The organism is Acidovorax sp. (genome assembly GCF_022763525.1).
Classification (GTDB): domain Bacteria; phylum Pseudomonadota; class Gammaproteobacteria; order Burkholderiales; family Burkholderiaceae_C; genus Acidovorax.
In genome coordinates, this window is sequence record NZ_JALEGG010000206.1 from 1 (window position 1) to 21,690 (window position 21,690).

Consider the following 21,690-nt stretch of genomic DNA (forward strand, 5'->3'; position numbering starts at 1 on the left):
GGCGATCACGTTGGCCATGGTGAAGGTCTTGCCCGAACCCGTTACGCCCAGCAGGGTCTGGAACGCCTCACCGTCGTTCAGCCCCTCCACCAGCTTCTGGATGGCCTCGGGCTGGTCACCCGCAGGGGGGTAGGGTTGGAACAACTCGAAGGGCGAGTCGGGGAAGCGGACGAATTCCCCGTCTTGCTTTTCCGTTATGACTTCTGTGAGATCCGGCATAGGTGCAGTCAACAATTGGAAGTTGGCGACCGTTAAAATCGGCCGAACCCGGCACAGTACACCACGCCTGGATTCTTCGCTACTGACAACCTTTCAAGGATTTTCATGTCTCTGTTCACCGCCGTCGAAATGGCCCCCCGCGACCCCATCCTGGGCCTCAACGAGCAATTCAACGCCGACACCAACCCTAACAAGGTCAACCTGGGCGTCGGCGTGTATTTCGACGACAACGGCAAGCTGCCTCTGCTGCAATGCGTGCAGGCTGCCGAGAAGGCCATGATGGACAAGCCGACCGCGCGTGGGTACCTGCCCATCGACGGCATCGCGGCATATGACGCGGCCGTGAAGGGCCTGGTGTTCGGTGCGGAATCCGACGTCGTCAAGAGCGGCCGCGTGGCCACTGTGCAAGCCATCGGCGGCACGGGCGGCCTCAAGATCGGCGCCGACTTCCTCAAGAAGATCAGCCCCAATGCCACCGTGCTGATCTCCGACCCCAGCTGGGAAAACCACCGCGCACTGTTCACCAACGCCGGCTTCCCGGTCGACACCTACCCCTACTTCGACCAGAGCGCCAACGGCGGCCTGGGCGGCATCAACTTCGAAGGCATGCTGGCCAAGCTGAAGGCCGCCGCTGCCGGCACCATCGTGCTGCTGCACGCCTGCTGCCACAACCCCACCGGCTACGACATCACCCCCGCCCAGTGGGATCAGGTGATTGCCGTGGTGAAGGAGCGCAACCTCACCGCCTTCCTGGACATGGCCTACCAGGGCTTTGGCTACGGCATCGCCGAAGACGGCGCCGTGATTGCCAAGTTCGTGGCCGCCGGCCTGAACATTTTCGTGTCCACCAGCTTCTCCAAGAGCTTCAGCCTGTACGGCGAGCGCGTGGGCGCCCTGAGCGTGGTGGGCAGCAGCAAGGAAGAAACCGACCGCGTGCTGAGCCAGCTGAAGATCGCCATCCGCACCAACTACTCCAACCCGCCTACCCACGGCGGCGCCATCGTGGCGGCCGTGCTGGGCAACCCCGAGCTGCGCGCCCTGTGGGAAAAGGAACTCGGCGAGATGCGTGTGCGCATCAAGGCCATGCGCCAGAAGCTGGTCGAGGGGCTGAAGGCCGCTGGCGTGACCAAGGACATGTCCTTCATCACCACGCAGATCGGCATGTTCAGCTACTCGGGCCTGTCCAAGGACCAGATGGTCCGTCTGCGCACCGAGTTCGGCGTGTACGGCACCGACACGGGCCGCATGTGCGTGGCCGCGCTGAACAGCAAGAACATCGACTACGTCTGCCAGGCCATTGCAAAGGTCATCTGAGCACGATGAGATCGAAGCGGCTCTTGAGCGCCGCTTTGTGAGCGAAACGCTCCAGAACCCGCACAACGCGGCGCTTCTGGAGCGTTTGCCGCTTCTGGGCCTGCCGGATGCCTGGCTGGTGGCGGGCTGCCTGTTCCAGACGGTGTGGAACCTGCGCTCGGGCCTGGCGCACACGGCACACATCAAAGACTACGACCTGTTCTACTTCGACGCGACGGACCTGTCCGCCACGGCCGAGCAGCAGGTGCAGGCCCGCGCCGCTGCGCTCTTTGCCGACCTGCCCATCACGGTGGAAGCCAAGAACCAGGCGCGCGTGCACCTGTGGTACGAAGAATGGTTCGGCTACCCCTACACCGCCCTGGAATCGGCACGCGACGGCATCGGGCGGTTTCTGGTGCCGGGCACCTGCGTGGGCTTGCAGCCCGGTCCCGCGGGAACTGCGCCCCGGCTGTACGCCCCCTACGGGCTACAGGAGTTGTACGCCGGCATCCTGCGTCCCAACCCGGCGTGCCCGCACCTGCCGCTGTTCGAGGCCAAGGCCCGCAGCTACCGCGAGCGCTGGAGCTGGCTGACGCTGCATTCAGCATGATTTTGGGCTACAGCGCTTATGCAGCAAGCGCTGGCAGCTATCATTTTTGATAACACTATCCCCACAACATCGAGCGCATCGAGATCGCCGCGGACTGGAATCCGGTGTTGAAAAAGCGCGGCATTTCCGACGGCTGCACCGCGCCCGCCGCGTACAGCAGCGGCAGGTAATGCTCGTGCGTGGGGTGCGCCTGCCGAGCCACCGCCCCCAGTTGCAGGAAGTCCTGCAGTGCGTCGAGCTGGCCCTTCTTGATCTGCTCCTGCACCGTGGTGTCGAATTCGGCGGCCCAGTCATACGCCTCGTTAGACGCAGAGCCGCGGCGCGACGCGCGCAGGTTGTGCACCACGTTGCCGCTGCCCACGATGAGCACACCCCGTTCGCGCAAGGCCCGCAGCTGTCGGCCCAGGGCGTAGTGCTCGGCCGGGGCGCGGCTGTAATCCATGCTCAGCTGCACCACGGGAATCCGCGCCTGGGGAAACATGGGCTTGAGCACCGACCAGGTGCCGTGGTCCAGGCCCCACTCGCCCTCGTCCACTCCCACCGCGGCGCCGGTGGCAGGCGCCTTCAACTCCTGGGCCAGGCTGCGCGCCACTGCCGGGGCTCCCGGGACGGGGTATTGCTGGTCAAACAGCGCCTGCGGAAAACCGCCAAAGTCGTGGATGGTTTTGGGCTGCGCCATGCCCGTCAACTGCCAGCCGCCACGCGTGAGCCAATGGGCTGAAACGCACAGGATGAGCTGTGGCTGTTCAGTGCGGGCCATCAACTCGGCCCCCACGGCCTGCCAACTGCGGCGCCAGGCGTTGTCCTCGATGGCATTCATGGGGCTGCCGTGGCCGACAAACAGCACCGGCATGCGGGGCGACGGCTTGAGCGCCTGCAACGTGGGCGCCGCGGCAGCGCTGCTGAGGGGCGTGGTCATGAAGGCTCCCGGAAAGGCGGCCAGGCCCAAGAGGGCGGCCAGTGGCGTTCTGCGTTGCATGGGTCAGGGAGCGTAACAAGTTATGTATAACCCGGGAAGGGAGCCCTACGACAGCCTGCAAGTTCCTGCGCTGCCCCACCCGTACAACACCACGAGACAACCCAAGCCCATGACTACCGCCCTGCCCCAGCCCCTGCGCAATGTCCGAGTCCTCAGCCTCGCGCTCAACCTGCCAGGGCCCGCAGCCCTGATGCGCTGCGCACGCATGGGAGCTGAGTGCACAAAACTCGAGCCGCCGCCGGCCCCGGGCTACACGAGCGCCGACCCGATGGGCATCTACAGCCCCGCCGCGTATGCCACGCTGCACAGTGGCGTGCGCGTGGCGCATGCCCACCTCAAGACCGCCGATGGCCAGGCCATGCTGCATGCCGAGCTGGCCCGCACGGACGTGCTGATCACCTCCTTTCGCCCCTCAGCGCTTGCCAAGCTGGGCCTGGGCTGGGAGGCGCTGCAGGCCAGGTATCCGCGTCTGTGCCTGGTGCGCATCGTGGGTGCTGCGGGCGATCGTGCCGAGGAACCCGGCCACGACCTCACCTACCTGGCCGACGCTGGGCTGGTCACCGGCACCGAGATGCCGCCCACCCTGTATGCCGACATGGGCGGCGCGCTGATGGCCAGCGAAGCCGTGCTGCAAGCGCTGATGGAGCGCGCCCACTCCGGCAGCGGCGTGTGCATGGAAGTGGCGCTGGCCGATGCCGCCGCCTGGCTGGCCCAGCCGCGCGACTGGGGCCTGACCACGCCCGACGGCGACGTGGGCGGCCACCACGCGGGCTACTGCATCTACCCTTGCGCCGATGGTCGCGTGGCCGTGGCCGCGTTGGAACCTCACTTTGCCGCCAGCCTGTGCGCCGCCGCCGGCCTGCCTCCCGTGGGCGACCCGCAGGTACTGCGCGCCCCTGCGACCCATGCGGCCATCGCGGCGTTCCTGCGCACGCAGACCCGGGAGCAACTGGACGCACTGGCTGTGGCACAGGACATTCCGCTGCACACCCTGGCGTGAGGAATCGTCCTTCATCAGCGGCCAGGCCTCCGCGCCCTGCCCGCGCCGCTGCGCCCGCCCTCGTGCTGATGCTGGGCTGGGGTTCCCTGCTGGCGTGGGGCTTCTGGGCAGGCCGGCTGCCGGCGTGGGCCTTGGGCGCTGCACTGGCGGTCAACGTGTGGACCTTCCTGGCCTACGCCGCCGACAAAAGCGCCGCGCAAAACGGCCGGTGGCGCACGCGGGAGAGCCATCTGCACCTGCTCAGCCTGGCAGGCGGCTGGCCGGGCGCGTGGTTTGCGCAACAGCGGTTGCGGCACAAATCTCGGAAGGCACAGTTCCGCGCCATCTACTGGGCGACTGTGGCGCTGCACTGCGCAGCGCTCGCGGCATGGGCGAGCAGCTGGGCGGGATAGCGTCTTGAGGTCGGCCGGCGGCAGGTGCAGCGGCCGAGCTCTGCACAGCAACGCTCCTCTTTCGATAGCTGCTTGCGCTTTCCACATCGGCGCCGAGGGCCAGTTTCGGCCGCATTGAGAGTTCTCCTGAGCGGTGCTGACGCCAAAAATGCCCACTGGCCTACACCACGGAAACGCCCACCCGGCTTCAATCCCGAAGGTCTGCAATACATCGGGAGATGCCCATGAAACCCCTCGTCCTAGATTCCACCATGACCAACATGGGCGGCGTTTTCTACCCCACCGGCCATGTGTTCGCGCTTTTTCCCGATGAAGACTGCGTGCGCCAGGCGGCGAATGCGTTGCAGTCGGCGGGCCACCGGGGGGAGACGGCCTATGCGAGCCCTGAAGTCATCCTGGAGGAAATCGTGCGCACACTCGGCACGGCCGACGCGCCCATGCCCTCCGTGGGCGCAGAAGGCGACATGGTGCGCCGCATCGCGGATCTGGCCGGCAAGGGTTACCACGGCCTGTTGATCTCCATGGACAGCAAGGACTCGCCGGAACGGCTGGTCGACGCCATCCAGCCCCAGGGCGCCGTGACAGCGTTTTACTACCGCACCTTCATCATCGAAGACCTGATCCCCCAACAGCCGCTGGACAGCTCGCCACAGTCCGTCGTGGTGGGCACGCATGCGGCCGAGGGCGATATGCATCCCACGGTGAACAGCGATCAACCGCAATGATGCGATGCGGAGATTCGGCCGCCAAGGGGTAGCGCCGCACCCGCCGGACATCGCGCGGTGACGCTCTGGGCAGTTACTGCGGCTTGCGCTTGAAGGAAGGCTTGGCCGCGCCGGTGGCTCGGGGCGGGAGTCCCGTGTGCTGGGTCAGCATGCGCCCCGGCTTGGGCTGGCTGGCACGGAAGCGCACATCTTCCTTCGGCTCTTGCAGTTCCTGGGTGCGCGGGCGCAGCGCCACCGCCTTGCCATCCTTGTTGATGGCATAGCCCAAGCCGACGCCGCCCTTGCCAGAGGTGCTGTTTTTCTTGCGAGCGCTCTGGTAGCCGCCGTCGGTCAGAGGCTGAAAGGTCGGAATCAGGTGTTGCTTGCCGTTGCCGATCAAATCCGCCCGGCCCATGGCCTTGAGCGCTTCGCGCAACAGCGGCCAGTTGTTCGGGTCGTGGTAGCGCAGGAAGGCCTTGTGCAGACGGCGGCGCTTCTCACCGCGCACGATGTCCACGGACTCTTCCGCCTCGTCGCGCATCTGGCGGCGCACGCGGGTGAGCGGGTTGCGGCCCGAGTGGTACATGGCCGTGGCCGTGGCCATGGGGCTGGGGTAGAACGTCTGCACCTGGTCGGCACGGAAGCCGTTCTTTTTCAGCCAGATGGCGAGGTTCATCATATCCTCGTCACTGGTACCCGGGTGCGCAGCGATGAAGTACGGGATCAGGAACTGCTTTTTGCCCGCCTCTTCGCTGAACCTCTCGAACATCTGCTTGAACTTGTCATAGCTGCCGATGCCCGGCTTCATCATCTTGGTGAGCGGGCCCTGCTCGGTGTGCTCGGGCGCGATCTTGAGGTAGCCACCCACGTGGTGCTGCACCAGTTCCTTCACGTATTCAGGGCTTTTCACGGCCAGGTCGTAGCGCAGGCCTGATCCGATCAGGATCTTCTTGATGCCCTTGAGCGCGCGGCCCCGGCGGTAGATCTTGATCAACGGGCCGTGGTCAGTGGTGAGGTTCTGGCAGATGCCGGGGTACACGCAGCTGGGCTTGCGGCAGGCGGCCTCAATCTCTGGGCTGCGGCAGCCCAGGCGGTACATGTTGGCCGTGGGGCCGCCCAGGTCGCTGATGGTGCCGGTGAAGCCTTTGACTTTGTCGCGGATGTCCTCGATCTCCTGGATGATCGAATCCTCGGAGCGGCTCTGGATGATGCGGCCTTCGTGCTCGGTGATGGAGCAGAAGGTGCAGCCGCCAAAGCAGCCGCGCATGATGTTGATGGAGAAGCGGATCATCTCCCACGCGGGGATCTTGGTCGCGCCGTCGTGGCTGCCGTTCTCGTCGGCGTAAGCGGGGTGTGGGCTGCGCGCATAGGGCAGATCGAACACGTAGTCCATCTCGGCCGTGGTGAGCGGGATGGGCGGCGGGTTGATCCACACGTCGCGCGCCGTGGCGCCCTCGCCGTGCGCCTGCACCAGCGCGCGGGCGTTGCCGGGGTTGGTCTCCAGGTGCAGCACGCGGTTGGCGTGGGCGTACAGCACCGGGTCGCTTTTCACCTGCTCGTAGCTGGGCAAGCGGATCACGGTCTTGTCGCGCGGGGGCACCTTGAGCTTGGCCTTGAGCGCGGGGTTCGCGACGAACTGGATCGGCTGTATCACCGGTTTCGGGTCATTTTGGCCGCTGGCGCCCGTCCCACAAGCGCTGGCAGCTCCTGAATCAGGAGCATTACTTCCGTCTTCCTTGCTGCAGCTGGCGCCCTGCGCGGCCGCCTGCTCGCTGGTGGTCATGTAGGGATTGATGTGCGGCTCCACGCGGCCGGGCTCGTCCACGGTGGTGGAGTCGATCTCGAACCACCCCTTGCCGCTCTCGTCGTCCGGCCGGCGCACGAAGGCTGTGCCGCGTACGTCGGTGATTTTCTCCACCGGCTCGCGCGCCGCAATGCGATGGGCCACCTCGACCAGCGCGCGCTCGGCGTTGCCGTACAGCAGCAGGTCGCACTTGGCATCCACCACGATGGAGCGGCGCACCTTGTCGCTCCAGTAGTCGTAGTGGGCGATGCGGCGCAGGCTGCCCTCGATACCGCCCAGGATGATGGGCACGTCCTTGTAGGCTTCGCGGCAGCGCTGGCTGTAGACGATGGCCGCGCGATCGGGGCGCTTGCCGCCCACGTCGCCGGGGGTGTAGGCGTCGTCGCTGCGGATCTTCCGGTCGGCGGTGTACCGGTTGATCATCGAATCCATGTTGCCCGCCGTCACGCCCCAGAACAGGTTGGGCTTGCCCAGCGCCTTGAAGGGCTCGGCGCTTTGCCAGTCGGGCTGGGCGATGATGCCCACACGAAAGCCCTGGGCCTCCAGCGTGCGGCCGATCACGGCCATGCCGAAGCTGGGGTGGTCCACATACGCGTCGCCCGTCACCAGGATGATGTCGCAGCTGTCCCAGCCCAGCTTGTCCATCTCGACGCGGCTCATCGGCAGGAACGGGGCCGTGCCGAAGCGCTTGGCCCAGTACGGACGGTAGCTGGTCAAGGGCTTTGCGGCGCGCGCAAAAAAGGAGACGTCAACGGGGGCGTTCATGCTGGTGTGGAGGGCGCGGCCGGCCCGGTGCGGAGGGGCTGCGTGGGCGCGCTGTGGTGGGTAACCCGCGATTTTAGTCGGGCAAGGCCATTTTGTCGCCTCGGCAACGCTTGTCCCTGGCCATTGCAGGCTTGATACGAATCAGCCATATACTTGCTCCAGTCAATTAAATTACATGACAAAGGCAATCAATCATGAATTCAACCGCTTCCCTGCCCTCAGCCACAGGCGGCGCCACGCCCCTTGCGGACGCGGTCAAGGCCGTGCGCCAGTTCAACCGATTCTTCACCCGCCGCATCGGCGTGCTGGACCCGTACCTGGGCAGCACCTTGTCGCTCACCGACGTACGGGTGCTGTATGAGCTGGCCCACCGCGATGCGCCCGTGGCCAGCGAACTGGCACGCGACCTGGGGCTTGACGGCGGCTACCTCAGCCGCATCCTGCGGCGCTTCGAGGCCGCTGGATGGATGACCCGCAGCGCCAGCCCCAAGGACGCGCGCCAGAGCGTGCTGTCCCTGACCCCCGCCGGTCGGGAGGCCTTTGAGCCGCTGCAGCAACGCTCCCGCGAGCAGGCCGCAGAGTTGCTGGCCCCCCTGCCTCCGGCCCGCCAGCAGGAAGTGGTGCAGGCCATGCAGCGCATCGAAACCCTGCTGGCCCCGCCCGACCCCGCCGCCAGCCGCGCCCCCGCGGCGCCGCAGGTGGTCGTGTTGCGCGACCCGGTGCCCGGCGACATCGGCTGGGTCGTGCAGCAGCATGGCAAAATCTACTGGCGCGAGTACGGATGGGACAGCCGCTTTGAGGCCCTGGTTGCCGACATCGCTGCGCAGTTCGTGCGCAAGTTCCAGCCCGGCTGGGAGCGCTGCTGGATCGCCGAGCTGAACGGCGAACGCGTGGGCAGCGTGTTCGTGGTGCGCAAGTCGGCCACCACGGCCCAGCTGCGCATGCTCATCCTCTCGCCCCAGGCGCGCGGCCTGGGCCTGGGCACCCGGCTGACGGACGAATGCATCGCCTTCGCCCGGGCCAAGGGCTACAAAAAGATGGTGCTGTGGACCAACAGCTGCCTTACCGCCGCGCGCGGCATCTATGCCAAGCGCGGCTTCAAGCTGGTCAAGTCCGAGCCTTACGAAGGCTTTGGTCAGCAGGCCACCGGGGAAACCTGGGAGCTGAAGCTGTAGGATCGGTGGGCTCGTGAGCGCCCGGCACTTCGCCGCGCTGGCTCCTGACGTCCCGCAATCCCACCGAGAAGAACGCATGCACTGCGCTGCCTGGCCTCCACTGATGAACTGAACGCCCGCCGCGTGAGCTGCCGCCCTGCCTTTCTTTGGCGCAGGCGATGGCAACGCCGCCCGTGCTGGCCCGCTTGACCGGGCCAGCGTCCGGCTTTTCCCGTCCATTCCTATTGCCCCGCAGCCATGCCGGGAACGGGAAGACGGGCTGCCGCCTTTCATCCTGGATACCAACATGCAACTTCTCGACACATTGGTGGCGCGCGCCATCCCCTGGGCGCCTCGCGCACTGATCCACAAAATCTCTCGCCGCTACATCGCGGGCGACAACCTCACCGACGCCCTGCATCGCGTGCGGCAGCTCAACGCGCAAGGCTTCACCGTGACGCTCGACGTGCTCGGCGAAACCATTTCGACACTGCCACAGGCGCAGGCCACCGCAGATACGTACATGGAGGTGCTCCATGCCGTCCACGAGCAGGGCTTGCAGGCCAACATTTCGATCAAGCCTTCCGCGTTCGGGCTCTTGCTGGAGGCGCAGCAATGCGAGCAACTCATCGCGCGCGTTCTCGATACCGCAGAGCGGCACCGGAACTCCGTCTGCCTGGACATGGAGGATGCCAGTTGCACCCAAAAGGAAATCGACTTGTTCATGCGCTTGAGGGCGCGTTTTGGCAATGTCGGCCTGGCCTTGCAGGCATATCTGTTGCGCACCTATCAAGACCTTGAGCCGCTCCTGCACAAAGCCCACACCTTGCGCATCTGCAAGGGCATCTACCGGGAGGACCGCACGCACCTTGTGCAGGACGCCTGGCGCGACCGCAGCGCGATCAACGAACACTTCCTGAAGCATGTAGAGCGCTGCTTTGATGCGGGAAGCTTCGTCGGCATTGCCACGCACGATGCTGCCTTGATTGCGAGCATCGTCAAAACGGCGCGCAAGCACGGCATTGATCCAGGCCGGTTTGAGTTCCAGATGCTGCTGGGCGTGTGCGAACCCTTGCGCGACCAATTGTTGGACATGGGCTTCAAGGTGCGCGTTTACGTCCCCTTCGGCAAAGACTGGTACGGCTACAGCACGCGAAGGCTGAACGAAAACCCTCGGATCGCCGGGTACATCGCCAAGGCGCTGATAGGACTTTGACGGACCCCGCAGCCGTGGTCCTTCGGGACCATGGCCAGTGGACCGCCGTAAACTCGGCGCCCCATGTCCCAGACTCTGGCTGCTCCAGCGCACAGCGAACTCATCATCAAGAAAAGCCGCTTCATCGGTTGCGTGCAGCCTATGGCCGACCGCGCCAGCGCACAGGCGGCTGTGGACGCACTATGGAAGCAGCACCCCGGTGCGGCCCATATCTGCTGGGCCCTGCTGGCGGGCGGCCAGTCCGCCGCCGTGGACGATGGCGAACCGGGCGGCACTGCAGGGCGCCCGATGCTCGACGTACTGCGCCACCAGGATCTGGAGGGCGTACTGGCCACCGTGGTGCGCTACTTCGGCGGAGTGAAGCTGGGCGCTGGCGGACTGGTGCGCGCCTACACCGACACCGTGGCCCAGGCCCTGCTCCAGGCGCCCAAGGTCACGCTGCGGCGCATGGTAACGCTGCAGTGTCAGGTGCCTTACGCGCTGGAGGGACTGCTGCGCCGCGAAATAGAAGCCGAGGGCGCCGAACTGGCCCACGTGCAGCACGGAACCCTTGTCACCCTCCAACTGCGGCTGCCCGAAATTCATGCCCCCACCTTCATGGAGCGCATCAACAACCAGGGGCAGGGCCGGGTGGGCTGGATGGAGCCCGGCGCCTGATCCCTCCGACCGGTGCCCGCGAGACCCGCGGCGGGTGCCTCGGGCGGCGGCGGGTTATCCCTCCGCGAAATGCCTTTGCGCCTACACGCACCAACGCGGCCTGCCTGCACACTCGAAGCTTCACCGTACCTCATCCGTGCTCCGGGAGACTGCATTGGACCAACCCCTCGACACCATCATCGTTGGCGCAGGCACGGCAGGCCTCGCGGCCTTGCGCGAAGTGCGCAAACGCACGCAAAACTACCTCATCGTCAACGAGGGTCCCTGGGGCACCACCTGCGCCAGGGTGGGATGCATGCCATCGAAGACACTCATCGAGGCTGCCAACGCCTTCCATCGCCGACGCGCTTTCGATGAGTTTGGCCTGCGCGGCGCCGACGGGCTGACGGCCGACCTGCCCGCCGTGCTGCGGCGCGTGCGCGCTTTGCGCGACGACTTCGTGGCGGGCGCGCTGCGCGCCACCAGCGATCTGGGTACCGCCCAGCACTCGGGCCGCGCCACGCTGCTGGGCCCCGGCCTGGTGGACATTGATGGCGTACCTCACGCTACACGCAGCATCATCATCGCCACCGGCTCCCGCCCGAGCGTGCCGGAAGAATGGCTGGCCTTTGGCGACCGTATCCTCACTACCGACAACCTGTTCGAGCAGCCCAACCTGGGACCCCGCGTCGCCGTGATTGGCATGGGCCCCCTGGGCGTCGAAATCTCCCAGGCACTGGCGCGCCTGGGGCTCGAGGTGGCCGCCTTCACCACGGGCGACAAACTGGCCGGATTGAGCGATTTGTCCGTCAACGCCGAACTGACCGCGCTGCTGAAGAAGGAAATGGTGCTGCACATGGGCGAGCCGGCCGAACTGCGCGAGGTGCCCGGCGGTATCGAAGTCAGCAGCGGCTCCAACCGTGTCGTGGTGGACCACGTGATCGCCGCCATGGGCAGGGTGCCCAATATCCAGCACCTGGGCCTGGAAACGCTGGGCGTCCCGCTGGATGAACACGGCATGCCCGAGGTGGACCCGCAGACCCTGCAAATCGGCGAGTTGCCCGTCTACATGGCGGGCGACGCCCATGGCGAGCGGCCCCTGCTGCACGAGGGCGCGGACGAAGGCCACATTGCGGGCATCAATGCCTTGGCAGGTGCACCTCAGCGTTTTCGGCGGCGTACGCCGCTTTCCATCGTCTTCTGCGATCCGCAGGTGGCCGTGGTCGGGCAACGGCTGGCGGATCTGGACTGCAACCGCACCGTCACCGGCACCGTGGACTTCCAAGACCAGGGCCGCGCGCGTGCTGCGCTGCACAACCATGGGCGTCTGCACCTGTATGCCGACCAGGCCACCGGCCGCCTGCAAGGCGCAGAAATGTGCGCTCCGCAGGGCGAACACTTGGCGCACCTCGTCGCACTGGCCATTCAGCAGAAGTTGACGGTGCACGAATTGCTGGGCATGCCCTTCTACCACCCCACTTTGGAAGAAGGCCTGCGTACGGCACTGCGCGATGCCGCACGCCAGTTGCCCTCAGCGCGCGAGTCGGATCTGGCCACCTGCGGCGACATCGGCGTGCCGGCCCTGGAGTAGAGCAATCCAGGCGCCACAGATGTAACACCGCTAAAGCGCCGATGGTTGCATGCCGATAACCTCGCATCTCTTCAAGGAACCGCCATGGACGTCGCCCTTGCCAACAGCATCGTCAACACCGCCACCGCACTGGCCAGCGCCAAGACGTCGGACGCCCTCAACATGGCGGTGCTGAAAAAGGCACTGGACATGCAGGCCGTTTCGGCCGCCACGATGCTGGAAGCCATGCAGCAATCGATGCCCGCGCAGCCTGCGCTGGCCACGTCCGGCACGCTGGGCACCCAGCTCAACACATTCGCCTGACGCCAACTAACTATCCAGGGCAGGCGAGCCAGGCCAACCCAACGCGCAACTACCTCAGCCGCGCAGGCGACAGCCCCGCCACATCCACCTTCTCGCGCACCAGTTCATCGGCCAGTGGCTCGCCGCGCAACAGCTGCCGCGCCAGCAACGAGGCACCCGCAGCGCTCTGGATTCCATACCCGCCCTGCCCCGCCAGCCAGAAAAACCCGGGCACATGGTTGTCCCAGCCAATCACCATGTCGCCGTCCGGCACAAACGACCGCAGCCCCGCCCAGGTGTGCGCCGGGCGGCGGATCTGGAAACGGGTCATTTCCTCGATGTGGTAGATGCCCGTGGCCACGTCCAGCTCTTCGGGCACCACGTCGTGCGGATGCGTGGGGTCGGCGTTGGCAGGCGAACCCAGCAGTTGCCCGGCGTCGGGCTTGAAGTAAAAACTCTCGTCGATGCCGATCACGGCGGGCCAGCGGTGGGCATCCATGCCCTCGGGCACGGCGAAGGTGAAGGCGGTACGGCGGCGTGGCTCCAGCCCGGTGGGCGGCACGCCGGCCAGGCCGGCCACCATGTCCGCCCACGCGCCTGCAGCATTCACCAGCGTGCGGGCCTGCAGGCTGCGGCCATCGGCCAAGGTTACGAGCCAGGTTTCGCCCACCCGCGCCAGGGCCGTGACCTCGGCGCTGGTCAGCACCTGCCCGCCGCGCTGGCGCAGGCCGCGCAGATAACCCTGGTGCAGCGCGTGCACGTCGATGTCGGCCGCCTCGGGCTCGCTCATGCCGGCGGCCACGGCGTCGGGTTTCAGGCAGGGCAGCATGGCCAGCAGCTCGGCTTGCTCCACCCATTGCACGTTGGGCGAGGTGGCATGCGCTTCATCGTAGGTTTGCTTCAACAGGTCTAGCTGGTCCGGCCCCGCAACATAGACTACGCCCCGCGGCGAGAGGATGGGGTCGGTGCCAAACTCGGGCGGCGGGGCGTCGTAGAACGCCCGGCTGGCGCGGGTGAGCGCCTGGATGTTGGGCGTGCCGTAGGTCGCCATGTAAAGCGCGGCCGAGCGGCCCGTGGTGTGGTAGCCGGGCTGGGATTCGCGCTCCAGCAGCAGCACGCTGGCGCCCTGCCCTGAGCCGCTGGGCTGCACCAGCTGCCAGGCCACGGAGGCTCCGGCAATGCCGGCGCCGATCACGAGATAGTCCACGGTTTGCATGGTCTGCCTCTCCCGTTCAGACCGCCGACACCTGGGCGGCCGAAGCCGCGCGGTCTGCGCGCGGCAGGCTGCGGGCGTCACGCGGGTCGGGGGCCTCGGTCACGATGGAGGTCAGCGCGGGCTCGGCACGGGTCTGCATCAGCTTGGCGATATCCGGCCGGGGGCGCGCCAGGCCCGCAATGCCCTGGAAGGCCTTCTCCAGCGCATGCCCCACGCCCAGCGTGTGGCGGTCGGCCCGGAAGCGTCCCACGATCTGCAGGCCAAACGGCATGCCCGCGTCGTCCAGCCCGCACGGCAGGCTCAGCGCGGGGTGGGTGGTGAGCGTGGTCACATAGGTCAGCGCCAGCCAACGGTAGTAGTTGGCCTGCGGCTCGCCGTTGATGTGGCTGGCGAACAGCTGCGTCCACGGGAAGGGTGACACCGGCGTGGTGGGCGCCAGGATCACGTCGTAGTCTGCAAACAGTTTCTGGAAGCGTGCCAGGATGCGCGTCTGCTCGGCCTGGCCCCAGGCGCTGTCCAGCAGCGTCATGGCAGCGCCCATTTCGTAGTTGGCGCGGGTGTTGGGCCCCAGGCTGGCGGGGTCGCGCTCGTAGGCATCGCGCGTGCTGGCCACGAAGGCCTCGGCGCGCAGCACGTCAAAGCAGCGGTGCACGTCGCCCAGGTCGATGTCGATGGCATCGCAGCTTGCAAACAGGTGCTTCATGGCCTGTACCTTGCGGCGGAACACGGCTCGGATACCGTCGTCCACCGCGCAGGCGCCGAAGTCCTCGGTGTAGGCCACGCGCAGGCGGCTCAGGTCCACCGATTCGGGCAGGAGGAAGCTCATCGGGTCCAGCGGATAGCTCAGCGGGTCGCCGGGCGACATGCCGGCCGATGCGGCCAGCTGCAGGCAGGCTTCTTCCACCGTGCGGCCCATGGGGCCGACCACCGAAATCGGCGTCCACCCCAGCAGCTTGCGCGAGCTGGGCACCACGCCGGGCGAGGGCCGAAAGCCCACCACGCCGCACTTGGCGGCCGGGATGCGCAGCGAGCCGCCCGTGTCCGAGCCCGTGCACACCGGCAGCATGTCGCACGCCAGCGCGGCCGCCGAGCCGCCCGAGGAGCCGCCTGCGTTCAGGTTGGGGTTGAACGGATTGCCCGTGGCGCCCCACACGGTGTTGCGCGAGTTGGCGCCCGCGCCCATCTCGGGAATATTGGTTTTGCCGGTGACGATGGCGCCGGCCGTCCGCAGGCGCGCCACCAGCACGTTGTCTTCGGCCGGGATGTGTTCGCGGTAGATCTGCGAGCCATACGTGGTCAGCAGCCCGGCCGTGGCCTCCAGGTCCTTCACGCCCATAGGCAGGCCATGCAGAAGGCCCAGAGGCTCGCGGCGCAGCACGGCCTGCTCGGCCAGCTTGGCCTCGGCGCGGGCGCGGTCATAGCACGTGGCGGTGATGGCGTTCACGTGCGGGTTTACTGCTTCAATGCGCGCGATGCATGCCTCCAGCAGCTCGACGGGCGACACCTCGCGGGTGCCGATGCGATGGCGCAGTTCGTTGGCGGTCAGCTCGACCAGGGCGTTCTGGTGGGTCATGTCGGACTTGTCTCCTTGTTTGGCGGGGGCGGTCAATCTGCGGTGATGCCGGCACGCTGTGCGATGGCCCGCATCAGCGGCAGCTCCTTGTCGATCAACTCAGCCACCGCCTTGGACGAAGCATAGGCGGGTTCAAACCCCACGGCGATCATCTTGTCGCGGGTTTCGGGGTCTGACACCGCCTGGGCCAGCGCCTGCTCCAGCCGCGACTTCACGGCGGGCGTCAGGCCGCGCGGCGCCACCAGCGCCAGCCAAGTGTCCATCTCCAGGCCGGGATAGCCGCTTTCGGCCAACGTGGGCACCTTGGGCAGCAGGGCCGAGCGTTTGGCGGACGTGACCGCGATGGCCTTGATCTTGCCATCCTTGAGCTGCGGGATGGCGGCGGACACGGTGTCCACGGTGAACGGAATCTGCCCGCCCAGCAGGTCGGTCATGGCCGGTGCGCTGCCTTTGTAGGGCACGTGCTGGATCTTGAGGCCCGCAGCATGGAAGAACATCTCGCCCGCGAACTGCGAGGTGGTGCCCGCGCCGAACGAGCCGTATGAATACTTGTCGGGTGCGGCCTTCACCAGCGCCACGAACTGCTTCACATCGCTAGCGGGCACATCCTTGTTGGCCAGCAGGATCAAGCCCGTGCGGCCCGCGATGCCGATGGGTTCGAAACTCTTGACCGGGTCGTAAGGCAGCTTGGGACGCACGGCGGGGTTGATGGTGAAGGTGGTGCCCGAACTCATGAACAGTGTGTAGCCATCGGGCGCAGCCTTGGCCGCGTAGCCCGCGCCAATGGTGGTGCCAGCCCCGGCGCGGTTGTCGATGACCACCGCCTGGCCCAGCAGGTCACCCATCTTCTTGCCGATCAGACGGCCCAGCACGTCGGTGGCGCCACCGGGCGGAAAGGGAATTACCAACGTGATGGGCCTGGAGGGAAAGGCCGCCTCCTGCGCCTGGGCCGCCACCCCGGCCGTACCAAGGCCAAGGGCGCCGAGGACGGCGGACAAAAGCAGCTGTTTGCGATTCATGGCGTGGCTCCCAACAAAGGTGAAAAAAGAGAGAAAAGGAAAGACAACGGAAAGACAACCCGGCCAGCAGAAGTAGCCGTCAGCCCCGCGCCGCCAGCACAGCCCGGCCGCGCTGCACAAAACCCTGGTACTGCGCGTCGGGCACCAGGAGGCCCCCCGTCGTCCACACCAGGTGCGTGGCCTGGGGCAGCGCCGCGCCCACGCCGGTGGCGCGCAGCCAGGCCTGCCCAGCGGTGGTGCCTGTGAGCAGGGCCGGTCCGCTGAAGCCCGCCGCGGCAGAAGGTTCGATGCGCTCGCCCAGCGCGTCCAGCACCTGCACCAGCTGCGCAAACAACGTGTCGTCGGCCACGGTGAACACGCCCGACAGCAGCGGGCGCATCAGCTCGGCCGCCAGCAGCGAGGCCCGCGGCACGGCCAAGCCATCGGCTTCGGTGCGGTTGGTCAGCCCCCAGTCGTACACGGAGGGATGCTCCCCCTGCCCGGCCATCATCTGCACCATGAAGCACGGCGACTGCACCGGCTCGGCAAAAAAACAGTGCACGTGCGGCCCCAGCACCTGCCGCAGGCCAAAGGTGATGCCTGCGGGCGCGCCGCCCACACCGCAAGGCAGGTACACGATGAGCGGATGCTCGGCATCCACCGCAACACCCTGTTCGGCCAACTGCCGCTGCAGGTGCAGGGCGGCCGCGCTGTAGCCCAGCAGCAGCGAGAACGACTGTTCGTCGTCCACAAAGTGGCACAGCGGGTCGGCTGCCGCCTCTGCACGGCCGGCGGCCACGGCGCGCTCGTAGTCGCCCGCGTGCTCCACCACCTGCACGCCGCACTGGCGAAGGCGGTCTTTCTTCCATTCCTTGGCGTCGGCTGACATGTGCACGGTGGCCTTGAAACCCAGGACCGACGCCACCACACCAATGCTCAGCCCCAGGTTGCCCGTGGAGCCCACAGCCACCTGGTAGCGGCTCAGCACCGCGCGCGCCTGCGAAGTAGCCAGCGCACGGTAGTCAACGCCGGGCTCAACCAGCCCGTGCTGCAGCGCCAGTCTTTCGGCAAACTCCAGCACCTCGTGCATTCCGCCCCGGGCCTTGATGGAACCCGCAACGGGCAGGCTGTGGTCGGCCTTGATGAACAGGCGGCCCTGGTTGTCGGCCATGCCCAGCGCGGGCTGCAGTGCGGCAGCGGGCAGCAGGTGCGACTCCACCACGCCATCTGCAGCGAGGAGTTCAGGAAACACCTCCGCCAGCAGCCCGGCAAATCGCGCCAACCGGGCAGCCGCTGCCTTCGTATCATCCAGACTAATGCTTTTGCCCAGCGCGGGCAGCGCGGCAGCGGGCAACGTCTGCCGGGCCGTATTGATCCACAAAGCAGGCTGGGCATTGCGCAAGCGGGTGGCTAGAAGTGCATCCCCGGCAGGTTGAGTCTCGGCGGTCGTCATGGCAGCTATGTCGCGAATAAGTCTTGTCCACATTCTTCGCCGCTCCCGTTGCCATCACAAACCATTTATATTGAGCAAGTTATTAGTATTAATAATGGATATTCGCCTGTCCCCCTCCCTGCTCGCCTGGCTGCGCAGTTTTGATGCGGCTGCCCGCCATGGCAGCTTCACCAAGGCGGCCGCTGAGTTATGCATCACCCAGGGCGCGGTGAGCCAGCAGGTCAAGCAGCTCGAAGGTTGGCTGCGCCGCCCTCTCTTTTTGCGCACGCCGCGCGCCCTGGTGCCCACACCCGAGGGCAAATGGCTGGCCGTGGTTCTGCGCGAGAGCTTCGACGCCATCGAAAGCACGCTGGCCCAGATGCGCCAGCCCGCGGAGGCCGCCACCGCCACACTAAGCTGCTCGCCCTCGTTTGCCATGAGCTGGCTCACGCCCCGGCTGGGCGACTTCTTCCGCCAGCACCCCACCATCGGGCTGCGCGTGTTTGGCGAGTTCCACACGCTCGACCGCACCCGCATGGTGCGCGATGGTGTCGAAGCGGCAGTGCGCTTTGACCTGGGCGGCTACCGCGACCTGAGCGCCACCGTCTTTCTGGACGAATGGCTCATCCCCGTGGCCAGCCCCGGTTTTCTGGCGAGCCATCCGCCCATCACCCGCCCCGAGGACCTGCAGGGCGACTGGCTGCTGCACGATGGCAGCGCCTGGGACGGCGCCGACACGTACGAGGAATGGCAGCACTGGTTTGCCCAGCGTGGTACCCCATCCCCGCCCTGGGCCGGCGGTCAGCAGTTCAATCTGTCGCAACTGGCCCTGGGCGCGGCCTTGGCTGGCCAGGGCATTGCCATGGGGCGCGCCGCGCTGGTATTGCAGGATGTGCAGGCGGGCCGGCTGGTGCCGCTGCTGGGGCCCTGCATCCCTTCGCGGGCGGCGTATTCGTTTGTGACCACCGCAACCCCCAGCCCGGTGATGCAGCTCGTGCGCGACTGGCTGTTGGATCAGGCGCAGCGTTTTTGCACCGAACGGGCTGAGGTGCTGCCAACGCCCCTCCAACCTTCATCGCAACGACAATGATACTTTTATTTATCTTTTTACTTAAAAAGAGTATAAATACGATCATGCCCCACGACCTGATTCCCACACTTACGGCCGCACGCAAGGCCCATCAGATCACCCAGGCTGAACTCGCCCAGCGTGCCGGCCTTTCGCGCATGACCGTTCAGCGCACCGAAGGGGGCGACCTGGACCCGCGCTATTCCACCCTGGCCGAGATGGCGCGAGTGCTCGGCATGGACATCATTGCGGTGCCGAGCAGTCTGCGGCCGAGTTTGGAGGCCTTCATCCAGTCGGGCGGCAAGTTCCTGGGCCAGCCGCAGGGGGTGGATGCGCCGCCCTCGGTGGTAGACAGCCTGAGCCGTCCGGGCTGATCGACGCAAAACTTCCTCATTGATCGCCGGCCCATGAGCACCTCCATCCGCTACCTGCGCCTGTACCTGCACCGCCCACCGCAGGCAGACGGCAGCGCGGGTGGGCGCGAGGCCATCGGCTACCTCTCGCAGTACGGCGACATCCTGCGCGTGTCTTTCGACGACAGCTACATCCGCAACCCGCAGCGCCCCACCCTGTCGCTCAGCTTTCAGGGCGCCGACGAGGCTGCCACCCAGCAAATCCTGGCGTCGGCGCGCGATGCGCGGCTGGTACGCACCGATGGGCGCTGGCCGGTGTACTTTCAGAATCTGCTGCCCGAGGGCCACAACCGTGACCGCCTGGCGCGCGAGCGCGGATGTAGCCCCGATGACGAATTCGAACTTCTGGCCGCTGCGGGCCATGACCTGATGGGCGCACTGGAGGTGGAGCCTGTGCCCGCGCAAGAAGGCATCCCGGATGTGGTGCGGCACTGGCACACCACGCAAGGGCTGGATGTGCTGGAGCCCGGTTTTGTGGAGTATCCGGTGGCTGACGCGGCCTCTCTGCCCGGCGTGGTCACCAAGTTCAGCGCGGTGCAGGACGGGCGCCGCTACACCGTGCACCGCCAGGGCGCAGCCGGCAGCGTGATCCTGAAGCTGCCCACCTCCACCCACCCCGACCTGGTGGCCAACGAGTACGCGGGCTACCAGCTGTGCCAGGCGCTGGGCCTGAACGTGGCCCAGGTGCGTGTCATCACCCGCGCCCAGGCCGACTTGCCCGAAACCGTACCGTTTGACGAAATACTGGCCGTGCAGCGCTTTGACCACCTGCCCGGCGGCGCACGAGTGCACATGGAGGAGTTCAACCAGGTGCTGGGGTACACGCCAAGGCAGAAGTACGGCAAGGGCATCCTGCAGGACTGGGCCACCATGCTGCGCGTACTCAACCGCCTGAGCCGCCAGCCGGTGCAGGACACGCGCGAGTTCCTGGCGCGCATGGTGGCCTTCATCCTGATGGGCAACACCGATGCGCACCTGAAGAACTGGGCGCTGGTGTACCCCGACGGCCGCGTCCCCCAGCTGGCACCGCTGTACGACCCGGTGTGCGTCGCGGCCTTTTTTAATGGGGTGCCCGAGCAGCAATACGCCGTGAACCGCGCCATCGACCGCACGCTGTGCGCCTTCGGCTGGGGCGACATGGAAGGGCTGCTCAAATCCGCCGGTCTGCTGCGGGTGCCACGGCACCTGGCGCTGCTGCGCGAAACCGTCGCCCTGGCCCGCCGGGATTGGCCGCGCCTGCTGCAACAGGGTGCACCGGCCTCCATGCGCAGCGTGGTGGAGCAGCGCCTGGCCGGCGGCGTGGCCCTGGCGCAATGGCCCTGAAGGCAGGCTGCAAAATGGGATTCACCAAGCCTTCTCAAAGCCATTTGCATGACTGCTGAAACCGCCACGCATTCCAGCCCCCCCCTTGCGCCCGACACCGACGTCGGCGCCCTGCAAGTACCGCACCTCAAACGCTGCTGGTCACGGTGGATGGCTGCCCGCCGGGGGCGAATTTCCCAGGCCACACCGGCCGAGGCCCACCGCACACGGATTGTTTTGAGCGCTCTGGGCGTAGGGCTGGAGCAGACCCTGCAGTACGTGCTGAACCAGGCACCCGACTTTGCGCGGTTCGAGGAGTGGATCGTCCGCACCGCCGGCGCTCCGACCGCGACCACGGTGGCCCGCATCCAGGCCCTGGTGGCGGGCAACGGGGCGGTGCCGGACGAAATCGCCCTGCTCCATGCCCAGATAGACGCCATGGCGCCCGTGCTCAGCGCCCAGGACCTGGACCAGTGGCACACACTGGGCTATGTGATCGTGCGCAGCGCCGTCCCGCCACAAGACAGCGCCGCCGCCGCGCAGGTGGTGTGGAATGCGGTGCAGGCCGATCCCGCGGATCCACGCAGCTGGTACGCGCACTCTCCGCGAAACACCATGGTGCAGCTGTTCCAGCACCCTGCGTTCGACGCAAACCGGCGCTCCCTGCGCATCCACAAGGCATTTGCGCAGCTGTGGGGCACCGCAGACCTCTGGCGCAGCACCGACCGCTGCGGCTTCAACCCGCCCGAACGCCCCGGCTACCCGTACAGCGGGCAGGGCCTGCACTGGGACGTGAGCCTGCACCAGCCGATCCCGCTCGGCACGCAAGGCATTCTGTACCTGACGGACACGCCACCCGAGCAGGGCGCACTGCACCTGGTGCCCGGCTTTCAGCACCGGGTAGGCGACTGGCTGGCGCAACTGCCCGAGGGCGCCAACCCGCGCACGCAGGACCTGCGGACGCTGAAACCGGTGCCCATTGGCGCCGGAGCGGGCGACCTCATCATCTGGCACCAGGCCCTGCCCCATGGCCCCAGCCCGA

General features: G+C 66.8%; 21 protein-coding genes. 14 read left to right on the top strand and 7 right to left on the bottom strand.

What is annotated here, in order from left to right; genetic code table 11:
* On the bottom strand, positions 1 to 219 hold a 219-nt coding region (locus MRY84_RS16145), incomplete at its 3' end, for a DEAD/DEAH box helicase family protein (protein WP_363317554.1).
* 105 nt (positions 220 to 324) lie between these two features.
* On the opposite strand from MRY84_RS16145, the gene MRY84_RS16150 reads away from it, so the two are divergent.
* Together MRY84_RS16150 and MRY84_RS16155 are read left to right on the top strand one after the other, a co-directional pair.
* Positions 325 to 1,533 carry an amino acid aminotransferase gene (locus MRY84_RS16150; RefSeq protein WP_291506724.1) on the top strand — a complete coding sequence of 403 codons (1,209 nt, stop codon included), beginning with the start codon at positions 325 to 327 and terminating at the stop codon, positions 1,531 to 1,533.
* A 37-nt stretch (positions 1,534 to 1,570) separates the two neighbouring features.
* Positions 1,571 to 2,122 carry a nucleotidyltransferase family protein gene (locus MRY84_RS16155; protein ID WP_291506725.1) on the top strand — a complete coding sequence of 184 codons (552 nt, stop codon included), beginning with the start codon at positions 1,571 to 1,573 and terminating at the stop codon, positions 2,120 to 2,122.
* 55 nt (positions 2,123 to 2,177) lie between these two features.
* Here MRY84_RS16155 and ygiD read toward each other — a convergent pair whose 3' ends face one another.
* Positions 2,178 to 3,041 (bottom strand): 4,5-DOPA dioxygenase extradiol, encoded by an 864-nt coding sequence (gene ygiD, locus MRY84_RS16160; protein WP_291506726.1) that lies wholly within the window; start codon positions 3,039 to 3,041, stop codon positions 2,178 to 2,180.
* Positions 3,042 to 3,210: 169 nt separating this feature from the next.
* Between ygiD and MRY84_RS16165 the strand changes: the two genes are divergently transcribed.
* From MRY84_RS16165 to MRY84_RS16175, 3 genes are all read left to right on the top strand, one after another.
* On the top strand, positions 3,211 to 4,101 hold the full coding sequence (locus MRY84_RS16165; RefSeq protein ID WP_291506727.1) for a CoA transferase: 891 nt from the start codon (positions 3,211 to 3,213) through the stop codon (positions 4,099 to 4,101).
* 68 nt (positions 4,102 to 4,169) lie between these two features.
* On the top strand, positions 4,170 to 4,493 hold the full coding sequence (locus MRY84_RS16170) for a DUF1294 domain-containing protein (RefSeq protein ID WP_291506743.1): 324 nt from the start codon (positions 4,170 to 4,172) through the stop codon (positions 4,491 to 4,493).
* 224 nt (positions 4,494 to 4,717) lie between these two features.
* The gene (locus MRY84_RS16175) at positions 4,718 to 5,218 is read left to right on the top strand and encodes a hypothetical protein (RefSeq protein ID WP_291506728.1); all 501 of its coding nucleotides are present in this window, start codon (positions 4,718 to 4,720) and stop codon (positions 5,216 to 5,218) included.
* 73 nt (positions 5,219 to 5,291) lie between these two features.
* Here MRY84_RS16175 and MRY84_RS16180 read toward each other — a convergent pair whose 3' ends face one another.
* A complete protein-coding gene (locus tag MRY84_RS16180) occupies positions 5,292 to 7,766 on the bottom strand; it encodes a YgiQ family radical SAM protein (protein WP_291506729.1) in 2,475 nt (824 codons plus the stop codon).
* 194 nt (positions 7,767 to 7,960) lie between these two features.
* Between MRY84_RS16180 and MRY84_RS16185 the strand changes: the two genes are divergently transcribed.
* The 5 genes from MRY84_RS16185 to MRY84_RS16205 all read left to right on the top strand — a co-directional run bounded on the left by MRY84_RS16185 (position 7,961) and on the right by MRY84_RS16205 (position 12,666).
* Complete coding sequence (locus tag MRY84_RS16185; protein WP_291506730.1) at positions 7,961 to 8,941, top strand: helix-turn-helix domain-containing GNAT family N-acetyltransferase; 981 nt, start codon at positions 7,961 to 7,963, stop codon at positions 8,939 to 8,941.
* 307 nt (positions 8,942 to 9,248) lie between these two features.
* Positions 9,249 to 10,136, top strand: coding sequence for a proline dehydrogenase family protein (locus MRY84_RS16190; protein WP_363317555.1), 888 nt, complete (start codon positions 9,249 to 9,251; stop codon positions 10,134 to 10,136).
* Between the two features lie 63 nt (positions 10,137 to 10,199).
* Positions 10,200 to 10,793 (top strand): YigZ family protein, encoded by a 594-nt coding sequence (locus tag MRY84_RS16195; RefSeq protein ID WP_291506732.1) that lies wholly within the window; start codon positions 10,200 to 10,202, stop codon positions 10,791 to 10,793.
* A 154-nt stretch (positions 10,794 to 10,947) separates the two neighbouring features.
* Positions 10,948 to 12,363, top strand: coding sequence for a dihydrolipoyl dehydrogenase (locus tag MRY84_RS16200; RefSeq protein ID WP_291506733.1), 1,416 nt, complete (start codon positions 10,948 to 10,950; stop codon positions 12,361 to 12,363).
* Between the two features lie 84 nt (positions 12,364 to 12,447).
* A complete protein-coding gene (locus MRY84_RS16205) occupies positions 12,448 to 12,666 on the top strand; it encodes a YjfB family protein (RefSeq protein ID WP_291506734.1) in 219 nt (72 codons plus the stop codon).
* A 49-nt stretch (positions 12,667 to 12,715) separates the two neighbouring features.
* Here the strand turns inward: MRY84_RS16205 and MRY84_RS16210 are convergent, their stop codons facing one another.
* From MRY84_RS16210 to MRY84_RS16225, 4 genes are all read right to left on the bottom strand, one after another.
* The gene (locus tag MRY84_RS16210) at positions 12,716 to 13,861 is read right to left on the bottom strand and encodes an FAD-dependent oxidoreductase (RefSeq protein ID WP_291506735.1); all 1,146 of its coding nucleotides are present in this window, start codon (positions 13,859 to 13,861) and stop codon (positions 12,716 to 12,718) included.
* A 16-nt stretch (positions 13,862 to 13,877) separates the two neighbouring features.
* The gene (locus MRY84_RS16215; RefSeq protein WP_291506736.1) at positions 13,878 to 15,434 is read right to left on the bottom strand and encodes an amidase family protein; all 1,557 of its coding nucleotides are present in this window, start codon (positions 15,432 to 15,434) and stop codon (positions 13,878 to 13,880) included.
* A 32-nt stretch (positions 15,435 to 15,466) separates the two neighbouring features.
* Positions 15,467 to 16,453, bottom strand: coding sequence for a tripartite tricarboxylate transporter substrate binding protein (locus MRY84_RS16220; protein ID WP_291506737.1), 987 nt, complete (start codon positions 16,451 to 16,453; stop codon positions 15,467 to 15,469).
* Between the two features lie 79 nt (positions 16,454 to 16,532).
* Entirely contained in the window at positions 16,533 to 17,885 is a 1,353-nt protein-coding gene (locus MRY84_RS16225; protein WP_291506738.1) for a D-serine ammonia-lyase, read from the bottom strand.
* A 94-nt stretch (positions 17,886 to 17,979) separates the two neighbouring features.
* On the opposite strand from MRY84_RS16225, the gene MRY84_RS16230 reads away from it, so the two are divergent.
* The 4 genes from MRY84_RS16230 to MRY84_RS16245 all read left to right on the top strand — a co-directional run.
* Positions 17,980 to 18,954: a LysR substrate-binding domain-containing protein gene (locus MRY84_RS16230; RefSeq protein WP_291506739.1), complete on the top strand. Its 975-nt coding sequence runs from the start codon at positions 17,980 to 17,982 to the stop codon at positions 18,952 to 18,954.
* Positions 18,955 to 18,998: 44 nt separating this feature from the next.
* Entirely contained in the window at positions 18,999 to 19,307 is a 309-nt protein-coding gene (locus tag MRY84_RS16235; RefSeq protein WP_291506740.1) for a helix-turn-helix transcriptional regulator, read from the top strand.
* 33 nt (positions 19,308 to 19,340) lie between these two features.
* A complete protein-coding gene (locus MRY84_RS16240; protein WP_291506741.1) occupies positions 19,341 to 20,669 on the top strand; it encodes a type II toxin-antitoxin system HipA family toxin in 1,329 nt (442 codons plus the stop codon).
* Positions 20,670 to 20,717: 48 nt separating this feature from the next.
* Positions 20,718 to 21,690 (top strand): phytanoyl-CoA dioxygenase family protein (locus MRY84_RS16245; protein WP_291506742.1); only part of this gene is annotated, 973 nt, incomplete at its 3' end.